General features: G+C 68.2%; 8 protein-coding genes. 4 read left to right on the top strand and 4 right to left on the bottom strand.

The window, feature by feature from the left end; translation table 11 throughout:
• The first annotated feature begins 86 nt into the window (after positions 1–86).
• The 4 genes from ACVNF4_RS20660 (at position 87) to ACVNF4_RS20645 (ending at position 12,650) form a co-directional block, all read left to right on the top strand.
• Positions 87–1,324, top strand: a protein-coding gene (locus ACVNF4_RS20660; protein WP_461804329.1) for an IS3 family transposase whose coding sequence is annotated in 2 segments (ribosomal slippage) — positions 87–416 and positions 419–1,324 — 1,236 coding nt in all. Because the reading frame shifts where the segments join, the coding sequence is not laid out codon by codon here.
• 304 nt (positions 1,325–1,628) lie between these two features.
• Positions 1,629–5,252 (top strand): laminin G domain-containing protein, encoded by a 3,624-nt coding sequence (locus ACVNF4_RS20655; protein WP_461804328.1) that lies wholly within the window; start codon positions 1,629–1,631, stop codon positions 5,250–5,252.
• 205 nt (positions 5,253–5,457) lie between these two features.
• A complete protein-coding gene (locus ACVNF4_RS20650) occupies positions 5,458–12,333 on the top strand; it encodes a TreTu family toxin (protein ID WP_461804327.1) in 6,876 nt (2,291 codons plus the stop codon).
• On the top strand, positions 12,330–12,650 hold the full coding sequence (locus ACVNF4_RS20645) for a hypothetical protein (RefSeq protein WP_454606189.1): 321 nt from the start codon (positions 12,330–12,332) through the stop codon (positions 12,648–12,650). The genes ACVNF4_RS20650 and ACVNF4_RS20645 overlap by 4 nt, the downstream gene beginning before the upstream one ends.
• A gap of 234 nt (positions 12,651–12,884) precedes the next feature.
• Here the strand turns inward: ACVNF4_RS20645 and ACVNF4_RS20640 are convergent, their stop codons facing one another.
• The 4 genes from ACVNF4_RS20640 to ACVNF4_RS20625 all read right to left on the bottom strand — a co-directional run.
• Positions 12,885–14,048, bottom strand: coding sequence for an ISAs1 family transposase (locus tag ACVNF4_RS20640; RefSeq protein WP_461804326.1), 1,164 nt, complete (start codon positions 14,046–14,048; stop codon positions 12,885–12,887).
• Positions 14,049–14,112: 64 nt separating this feature from the next.
• Positions 14,113–15,402, bottom strand: coding sequence for a tyrosine-type recombinase/integrase (locus ACVNF4_RS20635; RefSeq protein WP_461804325.1), 1,290 nt, complete (start codon positions 15,400–15,402; stop codon positions 14,113–14,115).
• Positions 15,402–15,626, bottom strand: coding sequence for a helix-turn-helix domain-containing protein (locus ACVNF4_RS20630; protein ID WP_461804324.1), 225 nt, complete (start codon positions 15,624–15,626; stop codon positions 15,402–15,404). The genes ACVNF4_RS20635 and ACVNF4_RS20630 overlap by 1 nt, the downstream gene beginning before the upstream one ends.
• Positions 15,626–16,547, bottom strand: a 922-nt coding sequence (locus ACVNF4_RS20625) for a replication initiator (protein WP_461804323.1), incomplete at its 5' end; no start/stop codon positions are given. The genes ACVNF4_RS20625 and ACVNF4_RS20630, both read right to left, overlap by 1 nt.

The following is a 16,547-nucleotide window of genomic DNA, read 5'->3' as shown; positions in this document are numbered from 1 at the left end:
GTTCGATGAGGTTGGAGGGGACTTGTCCCCGGGTGGTGGACACCTCTGAGCCGGCCCCGGGAGGGGCCGGGTAGGAGGCATCTTTTATGGTGATGAAGGTCTACTCGCCCGAGTTCAAGGCGGACGCCGTCGCGCTGTACCTGTCGGACCCGAGCCACACCTTCGAGGGCATCGGCAAGGACCTGGGCATCAGCCGGGAGACGCTGCGCAACTGGGTACAGGCCGAACGGGCCCGCCGCGGCGGGGGCAGCACGACGAGTACGAACACGGAGAGAAACACGGTGGATTCCCCGTCGACGGCCGAAAAGCTCCAGGCCGAGAACGAGGCCCTGCGCCGCGAGCTGGCGACGGTACGCAAGGAGATGCAGAAACTGGCCACCGAGCGTGACATCCTGCGCAGGGCCACGAAGTTTTTCGCACAAGAGACGACCTGGTGACCAGCCGCTTCCAGTTCGTCGAGGACCACCACCACGCCTGGAGCGTGAAGCGGTTGTGCCAGGTGCTGGAGGTCGCCCGCTCCAGCTTCTACAAATGGCGGGCCGGCCGCGCGGCCCGCGTCGAGCGCGAGCAGGCCGACGCCGCGCTCGCCGGGCGGATCAGGGCCGTGCGCGCCGAGTGGGACGGCACCTACGGCCGCCCCCGGATCACCGCCGAGCTGCGCGACGACGGCGAGCCGGTGAACCACAAGCGCGTCGGACGGGTCATGCGCAAGTTCGGCATCGCCGGGCTGAGGCTGCGCAAGCGGCAGGTCACCACCGTGCCCGAACCGTCCGCCACCAAGGTGGCGGACCTGCTGCGGCGCGACTTCACCGCGAGCGCCCCGAACGCGAAATACGTCGGGGACATCACCTACCTGCCGGTGGGCGACGGCGAGTTCCTGTACCTGGCAACGGTGATCGACTGCTTCTCGCGCCGCCTGGTCGGCTGGTCGGTCGCCGACCACATGCGCACCTCACTGGTCACCGACGCACTCCGGGCCGCCGCGGCGACCCGCGGCAGCCTGGCCAAAGCCGTCTTCCACAGCGACCACGGAGCCCAGTACACCTCCCGCGAATTCGCCGAAGCCTGCGCCGAGTTGGGGGTGCGACAGTCCATGGGCGCGGTCGGCACGAGCGCGGACAACGCGCTCGCCGAAAGCTTCAATGCAGCCCTCAAACGCGAGACGCTCCGCGGCGCCCGCCGCTTCGACGGGGCCCACGCCTGCCGCCTGGCCGTCTTCCGCTGGACCACGCGCTACAACACCCGCCGACGGCACTCGGCGAACGGACAACAGGCACCGAACGTCTACGAACAACAGTCAGCTACCCTGACACTCGCCGCATAACGACACGAACAGTTGTCCACCCCTCGGGGACAAGGCCCGAGGGGTGCCCAAGGAGTTTCGCCGCCATCTTGTCCTGCGCGACATTGCCGTGCTGTGCTCCTCGGGCTCGGCGGCCGGCCGGCTTTGCGGACGGTAAATATTCCTTGACGGAAGGTAAGGGTGTGGTTTGAATGTGCTTACTTTTTGTGAATCTTGTTGATCCTGGGGGCGGCGTTTCATGCAGTTCGGGTGGGGAAGCAGGAGCACGGCCGGGCGTCTGAGACGTAGGCGGCGAACAGGGGTGGGTGCTGCGCTCGCTGTTGGCATGGCCCTGACCGTGGCAGTGTTCCCCGTGCCACAGGCATCCGCGTCCGCGACGGACGGTCAGGCCGCGTCGAGCGAAGGGCAGGCGGCGCTGGCGGAGGCCCAGGAGTCGGGCCGGCGTGTGGAGGTGCTGGGCGAGCGGACCGAGCGGACGACGGTTTTCGCCAACCCCGACGGGTACACCTTCACGTTGGAGGAGTCGGCCGTACCGGTGCGTGTGGCGAAGTCCGGTGGGGGCTGGACGGCGCCGGACGCGACGCTGGAGAAGCGCGCCGACGGTTCGGTGGCGCCGAAGGCGGCTGCCGTGCGGATGGCGCTCTCGGCCGGGGGCGACAAGGCCGCGCTGGCCCGGATCGAGGACGAGGGCAGGTCGCTGGAGCTGCGGTGGCCGGGTGCGCTTCCGGCTCCTCGGCTGGACGGCGCGAGCGCTGTGTACGCCGATGTGCTGTCGGGCGTCGACCTGAAGGTGACGGTCACTCCCGAGAGTTTCCAGCCGGTGTTCGTGGTCAAGACACCCGAGGCGGCGGCGAGCGATGCGGTCAGGAAGCTCACGTTCGGCATGAAGTCCGAGGGCCTGGACGTTCATGAGGGCGTGTCCGGCAACCTCATGGCGGTCGACGACAGTGGCCGTACGGTGTTCAGGTCGCCGCCCGCCCGGATGTGGGACTCGGCCGGTTCCGCGTCGGGAACGCAGACCCAGTTCATGGCGGTGCGGTCGGCCGCGTCCGGCACTGGTGACCCGTCCGACCCCTCGGAGAAGGCGCCGTCGGGTTCGGGCCGCGCGCCCGGTCAGGGTGACACGGTGGCCCGCATGAATGTGGAGGTCGCCGAGGACTCGCTGTCGGTCGTCCCGGACGCCGGCATGCTGACCGGGACCAAGAAGTCCGCGTTCCCCATTTTCATCGACCCGGTCGTCTCCTGGGGTGAGTCGGAGCGCACGCTCCTGCGCAGCGACGGCTATGAGTCGTACGGGTGGGACAACGGGGACGACGGACAGGGCAAGGGTGCCGGCAAGTGCGGTGTCTGGAGCGGGTATTACTGCGGCCCGGGGTATGTGCAGAAGCTGTACTTCGAGTTCGCTCCGGACAGCCTGAAGGGCAAGAAGGTCCTGGACGCCACGTTCCGGATCACCGAGCCGTGGGCGTTCCAGTGCTCCCCGCGTGTGGTGGACCTGGTCCGCACCGACAACATCTCCTCCGCCACGACCTGGGGGACGCGTCCCAAGGAGCGGGACTGGATGGTGGACGCGAACGTGTCCGCCGGACGCGGGTCCCTGTGCGACCCGGATTCCCCCAACGCGCAGATCCAGTTCAACGACGACCCGAAGAAGTCGTGGCAGAACCTGACGCCCACGGTCGCGGACTTCGCGGCGGGGAAGTTCTCCCGGCTGACGCTGGAGATCCGGGCGCACGACGAGTCGGACCCGTCGGCGTGGAAGCGGTTCAAGAACGACGCGACGCTCGCCGTCGACTTCGTGGGGCTCCCGGACAGGCCGACGGGCGTGGGCCTGGCCACGGGTTCGGGCACGGCGTGCGAGAAGGACAGCAAGAAGCCGGCGGTCGTCTCCGACCCCGAGCCGTTGCTGCGGGCCGCGGCGCAGACCAAGCCGGGAGGCGAGAAGGACGCGCAGCTGCGGATCTTCTTCGACCTGGACCACCAGAACAGCAACGGCACCTGGTCGGACACGACGGCGGGCAACGGTTCGCTGCGTCCCTCGACGGGATACGCGGCCGACAACGCCACCGTCGCGCTGAAGTGGTCGAAGCTGACCGACGGCACCCTGTACCGCTACCACGCCTGGACCTGGTCGTACTACAACAACGGCGCCAGCTACCTGATGAGCCCCGAGACGACTGCGTACTGCTATTTCAAGGTCGACACGACGGCGCCGAAGCCTCCGCGGATCGCGATCGGCGCCCCCTACACCGAGTGCCTCCCCAACTCCTGCGTGGCGAACGGCCGTCCGGACCAGGCGGTGACGTTCACGCTGGCGCCGAACGAGAAGGAAGACTCGAAGGTGGCCTCCTACGAGTACAAGCTCTCCACTGCGAGCACGTGGTCCACGGCGAGTGGCTCGACGGCCAAGGTGAGCCTGGTGCCGAAGCGTTCGGGGACGTTCACCTTCCAGGTGCGGGCCAAGGACAACGTGGGCAGCGGGCGTACCGGTGCGACCAACCAGGTCGACTTCCTGGTCAGCAACGACGACCAGCGGACGGGGCGTTGGAACTTCGGTGAGGCCAGCGGCGTCGCGGTGGACACGGTCACTGTGGACGGCGGTGCCCAGAACGCGGTGCTCGGTGGTGGTGCGGTACGGGACGACCGGGGTCGGCGCGGGACTCTGACGCGTGACGCGACGGGTGCCGTGCTGAATACCCCGGTCACCGACAAGGGGCTGTCCCTGGACGGCTCCGCAGGCTATGCGGCGACCACTGCTCCGGTCGTCGACACGCGGGCTTCGTACACGGTGTCGGCCTGGGCGCGGCTGAACGGTCTGCCCGTCGGCAACAAGACCGTGCTCGCGCAGCAAGGCACCTACTACAGCGGCTTCTACCTCTCCTACCAGAGCGCGGCGGGCACCTGGACGGTCCGCACGTCACCGACCGACGACGCGAACGGCAACATCAGCCAGCAGACGGTGGTGGCCAAGCAGCCGGCGGTCGCCGGGGCGTGGACCCACCTGGCGATGGTGTACGACGCGACGGCCAAGGAGATCAGGCTGTATGTCAACGGCAAGCTGCAGGGCAGCGATCCGGTGGCGCCGTCCTGGGCCGCGACCGGGCCGCTGCAGGTCGGTCGGGCGCTGTGGCGTGAGACCTACACCGACTACTTCCCCGGTTCCGTCGACGAGGTCGCGACCTGGCAGTCGGCGCTGACGGACGAGCAGATCGCGGACGAGGCGCTGCTGAAGATCAGCGAGGATTTCAACGGGGCCGAACTGGTGGCGGACTGGTCGGCGGCCCGGGGAAGTGGCACGACCGTCGCGGACACGACGTCGGGCTACGGCAGGCCGTTGACGCTGAGTGGCGGCGCGAAGCTGGAGGGCGAGTCCATCGTGCTGGGCAGCCCCGAGTCGGCGGCGACGACGCCGGGTCCGGTGGTCGACGACTCCGGATCGTTCACGGCCACGACCCTCGTCGCGCTCGACGGCGACGAACTTCTGAAGAAGGGCGTCGGCTACAAGGGCCAGGTGTTCGGACAGCGCACCGCGGACGGATCGTCCTGGGGCTTCTGGTACGAGGTGACCGGCAAGGAAACCGTGTGGAACGAGGAAGCGGCGGCGGAGAAGACCGTCCCCGTCGGCTTCTGGCGCTTTGGCCGTCTCAGTGCGGACGGCAAGACGTTCACCACGGTCGACTCCACGGAGAGCGCCGCCCTGGACAGCAGGGTCCGGCTGACCGGCGTCCACAACGCCTCCGACGGCACGATCAGTCTCTACCTCGGCGCTGTCCAGAACGACGATGCCAAGGAGTTCACCGCCCAGGTCGGCTCCGGTGACTTCGCGGTCGGCAAGGGGTTCACGGGCGGTAAGTGGCAGCACTACGTGCCCGGTCACATCGCCGAGGTCCGGCTGTGGGCCGGGGCGATGGGCGGCTTCAAGCAGATCGAAGAGACCGTGGGCGACTGACCGCAGGCCGGTGGGGACAGCTGACTGCCGAGGCTGTCCCCACCGGCGGAGTGCCGTAGACACACGACCGCATCGACGGCTTTTTCAGGACAACTGGGTGGGGACAGGGACAATGGGCTTTGGCGTAGGCACTTCAAGAAAACGGGGCGGGGGAAGACGCCGCACCGGCAGGCTGCTCGGGCAGTCGCTGGCACTGGCGCTCGTCATGCCACTGGGTATCGCGCAGGTCGCGCAGGCGGCCGGTCCGCAGGGTCTGGGGCGCCCGGACGTGTCCAAGACCAGGCAGGGCAAGTTCAAGGACTTCGACGGCCCCGGTGCGAAGGAGGCCCGCCGCAAGGTCGCCGAGGACACGAAGGCCAACGAGGCGCAGGCCGAGCGAGCCCGTGCGGAGCGGAAGACCACCTGGCCCGGAAAGGGCGAGGCGACTCTCACCCTCACCCGGGGCAAGGAGACGAGCGCCGAACCGAGCGGACTCCCGGTCACCCTGGCGCCCTCGACGGACGGCAAGGCCCGCGTCACGGTCCTCGACCAGAAGGCAGCTCGTGACGCGGGGATCATCGGCGTCCTGCTGACCGCCGAGTCCGACACCGCCGCGAACACCGAAGTCGGCGTGGCCTACGGCGACTTCGCCTCGGCGTTCGGCGGCAACTGGTCGCAGCGCCTGCACATGGTGCAGTTGCCGGCCTGTGTGCTGACGACGCCGCAGAAGCCCCAGTGCCGTACCCAGACCCCGCTCCCGTCCGACAACGACACCGCCGACCGGACGGTCTCGGCGAAGGTACGCCTCGCCGCCACCCCGGGCGGGACGTCCACACAGTTGGCGGGCGCCGCCGCGACGGCCACCGTCCTCGCGGTCACCGCCGCCGCGGCCGGTTCCGGCGCGTCCCCCAAGGGCGGCGGCGACTACTCCGCGACCCCTCTGTCGGAGTCCTCGTCCTGGCAGGCCGGCGGCAACTCGGGATCGTTCACCTGGTCGTACGACTTCACCCTCCCGCCCGCCGCCGCGGGTCCGGTGCCGCCGCTGGCGCTGTCGTACGACTCCGGCAGTGTGGACGGCCGTACCTCGACCACCAACAACCAGGGCACCTCGGTCGGTGAGGGCTTCAACCTCACCGAGTCCTACATCGAGCGCACCTACGGCTCCTGCGACAAGGACGGCCACGACGACGTCCACGACCTGTGCTGGAAGTACGACAACGCCCGCCTGGTCCTGAACGGCAAGTCCAGCCGACTGGTCAAGGTCTCCGACGACGACAAGACCAGCGTCTGGCGCATGGAGAACGACGACGCCTCCAAGGTGACGCGCACCCTCGGCGCGGACAACGGCGACAGCGACGGCGAGCACTGGACCGTCGTCACCGGCGACGGCACCACCTACGAGTTCGGCCTCAACAAGCTGTCCGGCGCCGACACCGAACGCACCAACTCGGTCGCCACCGTCGCGGTGTTCGGCGACGACGAGAAGGAGCCCGGCTACGACAAGGGGAGCGCCTTCGCGGACCGTGCGCTGGTGCAGGGCTGGCGCTGGAACCTCGACTACGTCGAGGACCCCCGGGGCAACGCGGCCACGTACTGGTACACGAAGGAGTCGAACTACTACAAGAAGAACAAGTCGACGAAGGCCAGCTCCTTCTACACCCGCGGCGGTCACCTCAACCGCATCGAGTACGGCCTGCGCGCCGGCGCGCTGTTCACCGACAAGGCCGACGCCAAGGTCACCTTCGACTACGCCGAACGCTGCACCGACAAGGACTGCTCCAGCCTGACCAAGGACACCGCCGACAGCTGGCCGGACGTCCCCTTCGACGCGATCTGCTCGAAGGACGACGACGAGTGCAACTCGGCCGGGCCCGCGTTCTTCTCCCGCAAGCGCCTCACCGGCATCAACACGTTCTCGTACAACGCCGCCTCGGCCGGCTACGACGCCGTGGACTCCTGGGACTTCGCCGGGCAGTATTTGCAGGCCGGTAACCTGGCAGACCCCTCCGACCGGATCCTCTCCCTGATGTCCCTCAAGCGGACCGGCAAGGCGGGCGACACGGAGATCGGGCTCACTCCGATCAGCTTCACGTACGGAATGCTGCCCAACCGGGTCGCCGGCCATGACGAGCACATCCTCCCGCTGTTCCGGCCGCGCATCTCCACCATCACCTCGGAGACCGGCGCGATCACCCGCGTCACCCTCTCGGGCCAGGAGTGCGTCCGCAGCGAGGTCCTGAACGCCGCCCCGGACACCAACACCCGCTCCTGCTATCCCCAGTTCTGGCACATCAACGGCGCCGAGAACGCTTCGATCGACTGGTTCCACAAGTACCGGGTCCTGGCCGTGACCGTCTCCGACCCGGCCGCGAACAACGAGGCCGTCGAGCACGCCTACTCCTACAGCGGCGCCGCCTGGCACCACAGCGACGACCCGTTCACCCCGAAGGACGAGCGGACCTGGTCGGACTGGCGCGGCTACCGCCAGGTGACCGCCTGGAGCGGCGCGACCAGCGTCACCCGCTCGCGCACCGTGTCCCTCTACTTCCAGGGCATGGACGGAGACAAGAAGAAGGACGGCACCACCAGGTCCGTCTCCCTCGCACCGCTGCCGGCCCCGGCCCTGGGCATAGCGTCGTTCCCCGACACGAACGAATTCGCCGGCCAGCTGCGCCAGCAGGTCACCTACGACGGCAGCACCGCTGTCTCGGCAGCGGCGAACGACCCGTGGTCGAAGCAGACCGCCACCCAGACCGCCCCCGACGCGGCACCCCACGTCGCCCGATATATCCGTACCGAAAAAACGTACTCCTACACCTACTTGACGGTTCCCCAGACCTGGCGGACGCACCGGACAGCCACGACGTTCGACAGCTACGGCATGCCGGTCACCGTCGAGGACTCCGGCGACGCGGCCAAGGACAACGACGAGACCTGCTCCCGCACCTGGTACGCGCGCGGCGGGGACTTCACGTCCCTCGTCTCCCGGGCCCGCACGGTGGGCAGTTCCTGCGCCACGGCCGAGACGAAGCTCAATCTCCCCGCGTCCATGAGCCCGACCGCTCCCGCGCGCGGTGACGTCCTGTCCGACGTCGCCACCGTCTACGACACGGCGAACGCGACCACCTGGTCCGCCAACCAGACGCCCACGAAGGGCCTGCCGACCTGGACCGGCCGCGCCACCGGCTACGCCGCCACGGGTGACCGCGCCCCCTCCGGCTGGCAGAAACTCTCCGCCACCACGTACGACACCCTGGGCCGTCCCGTCACGGTCAGCGACGCGTCCGCGAACCCGGCCAGCACCATCGCCTACACCCCCGCCGACGCGGGCCCGCTGACCCGGACGATCACGGCCGACGCGAAGCAGTACAAGACGACCAGCTTCCTCGACCCGCGCCGCGGACTCGCCCTGCGCGTGTACGACCCCAACTCCAAGAAGACGGAGAGCACGTACGACGCCCTCGGCCGCCTCACCCAGGTGTGGCTGCCCAACCGGGCCAGCAGCAGCCAGGTCCCGAGCTACAAGTTCGACTACAAACTCAACACCGGCACCCCCTCCTGGGTCTCCACCTCGACCCTGAAGCGGGACGGCGACACCTACAACACCGGCTACACCCTCTACGACGCCCTCCTGCGCCCTCTCCAGACCCAGTCGCCGACCCCGCAGGGCGGCCGGATGCTGACCGACACGCGCTACGACACGCGCGGCCTCGCCTACGAGTCGTACGCCGAAGCCTTCGAATCCGCCGCCACACCTGACGGCGTCTACAAGCGCGTCGAGTACGGCGGTTCACCCGTCCAGACACAGACCGTGTTCGACGGCGCGGGCCGTCCCACCACCAGCAGCCTGTACGTCTTCGGCGTCAAGAAGTGGTCCACGGCGACGAGTTACACCGGTGACTCGGTCGCCACGACCGCACTCGACGGCGGTTCCGCGAAGCGCGTGATCACCGACGTACGCGGCCAGGCGACGGAGACCCGTACCTACACCGGTACCAGCCCGGCCGACGCGGCGTACGGAACGAGCCCGGGAGCCTCGTACACCACGACGAAGACGGCCTACGAACTCGACGGCAAGCAGAAGACGTTCACCGGCCCCGACAGCACGGCCTGGACGTACACCTACGACCTGTTCGGCCGCCAGGCCAAGGTCTCCGACCCGGACAAGGGCACGTCGACGGCCGAGTTCGACGCCCTCGACCGCCCCGTGAAATCGACGGACTCCACGAACACGTCGACCCTCACGGGCTACGACGAACTGGGCCGCGTCACCGGCACCTGGAAGAACACCAAGACCGACGCCAACCAGCTCACCGCCTACACCTACGACACCCTCCTGAAGGGCTCGCCCACCTCCTCCACCCGCTACGCGGGCGGCAAGACGGGCACCGCGTACACCCAGACGGTCACCGCGTACGACACCCTCGGCCGCGCCACCAGCACGGACCTCCAACTCCCGGCCACCGACCCGTTCGTGACGGCGAAGCAGCCCGCCAAACTCACCTTCGAGTCGTACTACAACCTCGACGGCACCCTCCAGCAGACCAGGGAACCCGCCCTCGGTGGCCTGCCGTCCGAGATCATCGGCTACGGCTACGACGGCCTGGGCAACGTCAAATCCATCGGCGGCGCCACCGGCTACCTCCGGGACGTCTCCTACTCGGCGACGGCCCAGCCCCAGCAACTGACCCTGGGCACCGGTGCCCCGGACCTGAAGAACTCCTACGTCACCAACGTCTACGAGGAGGGCACCGGCCGCCTGACCCGCAGCAACGTCACGGACCAGACCCACCCGTACATGCTGCAGGACCTCAACTACACCTACGACCAGACCGGCAACGTCACCAAGATCAGCGACCCGACCCTCCTGGGCGGCTCCAGCACCGCCGACACCCAGTGCTTCGCCTACGACGGCCACCAGCGCCTCACCGAAGCCTGGACCCCGACCTCACAGAACTGCACGGACAACCGCAGTGCGGCCAACCTGTCGGGCCCGGCCCCCTACTGGTCGAGCTACGCCTACAACACGGCCGGCCAGCGCACCAGCGAGACCGTCCACAAGAGCACCGGCGACGCGAAGACCACCTACTGCTACACGAAGACGGCCCAGCCCCACACCCTCACCGGCACCACGACGGGCACCGACTGCGCCACCCCGCAGAAGACGTACGCGTACGACGCGACCGGCAACACGGTGCAACGGCCGGGGAAGAGCGCAGCCCAGACTCTGACCTGGTCTCCCGAGGGCAAGCTCAACAAACTCACCGAGAACAGCCTCTCGACCGACTACCTCTACACCGCCGACAACACCCTCCTCATCCGCGCCACCCAGAACGGCGAACGCGTCCTCTACGCCGGCGCCACCGAACTCCACCTCCGCGCCAACGGCACCGTCTGGGCACAGCGCACCTACTCCGCGGGCTCGGTGACAGCCGCCCTGCGCTCGAACGAGTCCGGCACCGACAAACTCACCTACCTCACCGGTGACCACCACGGCACCTCCTCCCTCGTCCTCAACCCCGACACCGCCCAGACCTTCACCAAGCGCTACACCAACCCCTTCGGCGCCGACCGCGGCACCCCCGTCTTCGGGCCCTGGCCCAACGACAAGGGCTTCCTCGGCAACACCCGCGACACCACCACCGGCCTCACCCACATCGGCGCCCGCCAATACGACCCCGCCATCGGCCAGTTCCTCAGCCTCGACCCCGTCCTCGACCCCGCCAACCCCCAGACCCTCAACGGCTACAGCTACGCCGCCAACAACCCCGTCACCTTCAGCGACCCCACCGGCCTGTGGCTCGACGACGGCACCGGCCACCACGAACCCCGCACCGACGGAGGCCCCAGCGGCCCACGGAGCCCGACCCCGGGCATCCCGCCCGGCGGAACCGGTTCTGATGGCTGCTACTGGAAATGCGGCTCAGGGAACACGGCTAATGGGACGGGCAGTGGTACTCACGGTGACTGGGTTGCGGCGACAACTCCATCAACCAACGATGCTCGCAAGGCGTCATCGCAGTACTACCTTTTCGGGAGCAATAAGCTTCAGGCCACTCAAGGTGGTTACTGGTATCCCCAGACCAACATATTTGGAACTCCCGAAACCGTTTGCTTCGGCCGCCTCGCTTGCGCTAATGCGTATGCGTATTTCCTCAAAAATTCGCATGACGTGGTAGGGGCGAAGGAGATTGCCGCCACTTACTGTTTTTCCCACACGGATAAATGTGAGGAGGATGCTCGAATTTGGGAAAGTTCGATAGAGGTGGGAAACGATTTCGTCGGAGCCCTCAGTCTGGGGCGGGGCGGGGCGATTGGCCGTAGCGGGATGGCAGGGATGGGGTGCAAGTGCTTCCTCGCCGGAACCGACGTCCTCATGGCCGACGGCAAGACCAAGGACATCGAGGAAGTAGAACTCGGCGACAAGGTCCTGGCGACCGACCCGAAAACTGGTGAAACCGGCCCCCGTGAAGTCACCCGCCTCATCCGTACCGAAGGCGATAAGTACTTCAACGAACTCTCCATAGCCACTCCGGACGGCATCGAACACCTCACCGCCACCCATGAGCACCCCTTCTGGTCTCCTTCCGAGGGTGACTGGGTGCCGGCAGGAGAGCTCAAGCCGGGGATGACCCTGCGCACGGACGACGGCTCCACCGTCATCGTCGCCGGGAACAGGGGGTTCACCAAGCAGACCCGGACATACAACCTCACCGTCAACGACCTGCACACGTACTATGTGCTGGCGGGCAAGACGCCGGTACTCGTTCACAACAGCAACTGCACCGTGGGTCGATGGATGTCGGAAGATGAGTATCAAGCGATGCGCGACACCGGAAAGGTGCAGGCGGGAAGTGGCGGTACTTCAACTTACGTAGCGAATCCCGCCAACTCTGATGCCTATCGGAAGCAAGCTGCGCCAGGATCGATCTACGTTGAGTTCGATGTGCCGTGCTCTTGCCTGAAGCCTGCCGGTGAACCTGGGTGGGCTCAGATACCCGGGCCTCAGCATCCGATTTACGCGAAGCTAAACGCCAAGCGTGGACTTCCGCCGCCGGAGATGCCTTCATTCGAGAACCTCAGGATTGTCGACAGAAAATGAAAGAACCCCTGCTTGATGCCCTCAAGGCACTAGTCGATGAGGCGCGTCCTAAGCTTGAAGGATCCGGATTCGCGCTTGAGTTGTTCGAGTCTCCGGAGCGCACGGAAAAGAAATCATTCGGGGTCTACATGGAGAGAGGGGGAAGAGGGTTCTACCTGACGGTCTGGGAATCAGGCGAGGTTCAGGTGTCGGCTATTGACTACGACGTCAACGCTTCCCCCCGCGAGAGACATTTGTCCGACGTGCATGTCGGCCGGTTGGAGGCAGAGTTCGAGAAGCTAGTCGACTGGGTCTCTGGGAGCGGTAGCCGAAGCTGAACCAGTTCGATCCCCAACCGTCAAGCACGTGATGGCATACGGGAAGCCCCGCCGGTTCCGGCGGGGCTTCTGCGCAGGGTGACGGCAGTATTTGACGGCAACGTCAGCGGACGGAGACCGTACCTGGGGAGACATCGAGGGCGGTGCTGAGGGTGTCGATGGCGTCGCGCTGGAGGCGGAGCCTCACGTGGGCGTAGACGCAGGGTCCTTTGCATGATCGACGTCTGTCCGGTTTCATCCGGTGATGCCGAGGGCGGTCAGGGGCCTTCGCCAGTCGCGGGCGGTGTGGCGTAGGGCGGCGGCGATGTTGGTGTGGCCGTCCTGGCGGTGGACGCCGATGGCGAGGTTGCGCAGGCCGGCCATGATGCGCGGGAGATGGCCGGCATGGATTTTGGAGTCGTCCTCGCGGAACGTGCGGTCGCGGACGTGGTGCAGAAGGTTTTCGATCTTCCAGTGCCCTCTGATCCAGTCGGCGAGCTCGGCGCCGGTGGCCGCGCCGGGCGGCAGGCTGGTGACCAGGTAGACGCGCTCGATGGTGAGCCTGCCGGTGGTGAAGTCCTTCCTCCAGCGCACGACTTGCAGGGCCTGGCGGGCGTCGGGGTAGTCGAGGTGGGCGAAGACGGCGGTCTTCAGCCGCCGGATCTCCAGGCGGTGGTGGGCCCGTGTGCGGTCGTGGTGGTCGAGCGTGATCTCGCGCCATGGCAGGCGGCGGACCCTGTCGAAGAGACCAGGATGGTTGGCCTTGACCTGGGCGATGTAGTGGGCACCGCGCTCGCGGAGGTATGTGCCGTGGGCGTGCTGGGTGTGCAGCGCGTCGGCGGTGATGACCGTGCCGGTCAGGTCGACGCTGTCCAGCAAGGGCCGGAAGGCGGGGATCTCGTTGCTCTTGTCGGCGACCTGGCGCTGGGCCAGGACGTTGCCGGTGTGGTCCATCGCGGCGAGCAAGGTGATGTGCCCGGTGACGTGGGTGTGCGAGCCGCGCAGGGCCTTGCCGTCAACAGCGATCGCCCGCAGTCCGGGACCGGCCGGGGCGGCGCGGGCGGTGAGGAAGTCGCCGATCGCCCGGTCCAGGGCGTCGCCGTCGAGCTGGACGAGCAGACGGCGCAGGGTGTGGGGGTGCGGGACGGACACGGTGCCGGAGAGCGGGTCGGTGGGGAAGCCGAGAACCCGGCAGGCCCACGCCGGGACGTCGCTGATCCATTCCGTGATTGCGGTGAGCGAACGCGCACCGGCCAGGACACTCGCCGCGGCCGCGGCGACCAGGGCGGACAACCGGTAGCGGCGGCCACGGACGCCTCGCGGGTCGGGCACCAGGTCCAGGAAGCCGGACAGTGCGACCGCGTCCGCCAGCGGGACCGGCGCGGCAGTCCGGCCCAGTTGGGCCAGCGGAGTGGGCATGGGAGAAGATGCAGGAGCAGGCACGGACTCGCCAGGTGTTCATGGGACTTCGACACTCACATGATCACTGAGACCGTGCCTGCACTGCGTCCACCCCCGCCCGAACCGGGACGTCCCCTCCAAGGAAGGGCCAGCACGGCACTTCGGACGAAACGCGATCACGCAACGGCCCCTGGGCGTAGACGGTGGCGGTGACGCCGATGTGGGCGTGGCCGAGGAGTTCCTTGATGACGACGAGTTCGACGCCCTGTTCCAGGAGCAGGGTGGCGGTCGAGTGGCGGAGGTCGTGGAAGCGGATGCGGCGGAGGCCGGCCTTGCGGAGGAGTGTGGTGAAGGCGCGGCTGAGGTTGGTCGGGTCGACCGGCCCGCCCTGCACCGTGGTGAACACGTAACCGTCGTGCTGCCACGCTGCGCCCGCGGCCTCACGCTCGCGCTGCTGCCGCTCGTGGTGGAGCTTCAGCGACTGGAGGCAGCGGGTGGGAAGGGCGATGCGGCGCTCGGAGGCCCGGGTCTTGGTGGGCAGCGTGGTGAGTCCGCCTGTGTTGGTGCGCTGCAAGGTGCGGCGGATAGTAGCGGTGCCCGCGTCGAGGTCGAGGTCTTCCCAGCGCAGGCCGAGGAGTTCGCCCTTGCGGAGTCCGGTGTGGAGGGCGAGTTCGAACAGGGCGTGCAACCGGTGGCCGCGTGTGGCAGCGAGGAGCTGGCGGGCTTCGTCGGCGGTGAGGGGTTCGAAGCGTCGGGGCCGTGGAGTGCCGGTGCGGACGTTGCGGGCGACGTTGCGTGGGATTTCCTCTTCGCGGACGGCGTGCTCCAGGGCGGACTTGAGTACGGAGTGGATGTAGGTGAGCGTCAGCGGGGAGAGCAGCTTGTGGCAGCACTGGCCGGCGGCGCAGCAGCGGAGCTGGTCGCGCCGGGCGTCGATGCCGCGCGTGCAGCACTGGCAGGTGGTGCGGAGCTGGTCGAGCCAGGTACGGACGTCCTTGGCGGTGAGCTTGGTGAGCTTCTTCTTGCCGAGGCCAGGGATGAGGTACCGGTGGACGCAGGCGGTGTAGCGGGTGTAGGTGTTCTCTCGAAGGTGGTGGACGGCGACGCCGTTGAGCCAGTACGTCAGGTACGCGGCCACGCTGCCCTGCGCGGAGGGGACGGGGAGGCCGCGGTTGCTGGCGGAGATCTTCTCGGTGAGCTTGGCCAGGGCTTCCTTGCGGGTGGTGCCGTAGACGCGGACGCGGCGGCGGGTGTTGCCGGGGGCGAGGACGTATCCGGCGGCTTCCCAGCGGCCGTCCTTGCGCTGGTAGACGGTTCCGTCGCCGTTGGCGCGGGTACGGCGGGAGGGGCTGGTGTCGCGGGGCGTGGTCATCAGGCGGCTTCCTGGTCGAGGCGGGTGCGGATGAAGTCGGCCAGCTCGTGGGCGGGGATGCGGCGGGCGCGGCCGAGGGTGATCGAGGCGAGCTGTCGGGTTCGGAGGAGGTCGTAGACGGCGGAGCGGCCGAGCTGGAGGCGGGCCATGACCTGCGGCACCGTCAGCAACTCCTCCGGGGTGATCGGCCCGTCGTGGGACACTGCGGGCCGGTGGGCGGTCATCAGCAGCCCCCTTCGGCGATGAACCGGCGTTCCAGTTCCTTGCGGTGCCAGACGGCGGCGGCGAGCAGCGAGGCGCCGGGACTGTAGCCGCTGCCGAGGTAGGCCCAGTGGCCGACGACGAGGGTGGTGTCCGAGTCGGAGACGGGCAGGCCGGCGTGGGCGCGGGCCTGTTCGGTGCGCCAGGTGCGGCGGGTTTCGCGGAGCGCGCCGAGGGTGGTGGAGTAGCTGCGGGACTTGGTGGAAAAGTGGCCCCGGAAGCCGAGCATGTGCGCCCACTTCCAGAGCTTCAGGTGGGCGAACTCCGGCAGCCTGCCGAGCTCCCAGCAGGTGCGGATCATCTGGCGCACGTGCCGTGCGACGGCGAGCCGGGGCAAGGGCCGGGCCTGTCCGGTGCCGTCGCAGGCGGTGCAGGGGAGCGGGGTTCCGTGGGGCAGTAGGGTGGCGCCGCGTCCCTGGCAGGAGCGGCAGTACAGGGCGCGGTCGAGGGCGCCGGAGGCGTCGGCGGACTTGGTGGCGTACTTCGCCACGTAGGCCGCAACCGCATGGTCGGTGAATTCGGCGTCGGTGCCGAAGGCCGTGATTTCGCGTACGTCGAGCTGTTCACCCCAGCCGAGTTCGCGTTCCCCGACTGCATCCGACTCGACCGTGACACGGACTCGTACGGCATCGGAGAGCACGGCAACGGTGGCGTACGGCGGCGGGGGCTGAATGGTGCCGTCCGGGCCGTCGAGGCGGATGACGGCGTGGAAGTGGACCAGGCCGCGCTGCTGGTACTCGGCGACCTTGGCGAAGGAGACCCGCAGGACCGCGCGGGCGGCCTTCTGGGTCATGCCGAGCTCGGCGGCGATCTCGCGGCGCAGGTAGGTGGTGAAGCGGGCCCACAGGGTGGAGGCGTGGGCGTTGAACAGGACCGCGCCCTCG

The sequence above is a fragment of the Streptomyces sp. S6 genome (assembly GCF_054880855.1).
Note: the sequence above shows the minus strand (reverse complement) of the source record. Positions and strands in the feature narration are given on the sequence as shown.

Coding starts and splice junctions, on each gene's coding strand:
- ACVNF4_RS20650 (WP_461804327.1), top strand. CDS start 5,458: ATGCCACTGGGTATCGCGCAGGTCGCGCAGGCGGCCGGTCCGCAGGGT.
- ACVNF4_RS20635 (WP_461804325.1), bottom strand. CDS start 15,402: ATGACCACGCCCCGCGACACCAGCCCCTCCCGCCGTACCCGCGCCAAC.
- ACVNF4_RS20655 (WP_461804328.1), top strand. CDS start 1,629: ATGGCCCTGACCGTGGCAGTGTTCCCCGTGCCACAGGCATCCGCGTCC.
- ACVNF4_RS20640 (WP_461804326.1), bottom strand. CDS start 14,048: ATGCCCACTCCGCTGGCCCAACTGGGCCGGACTGCCGCGCCGGTCCCG.
- ACVNF4_RS20645 (WP_454606189.1), top strand. CDS start 12,330: ATGAAAGAACCCCTGCTTGATGCCCTCAAGGCACTAGTCGATGAGGCG.
- ACVNF4_RS20630 (WP_461804324.1), bottom strand. CDS start 15,626: ATGACCGCCCACCGGCCCGCAGTGTCCCACGACGGGCCGATCACCCCG.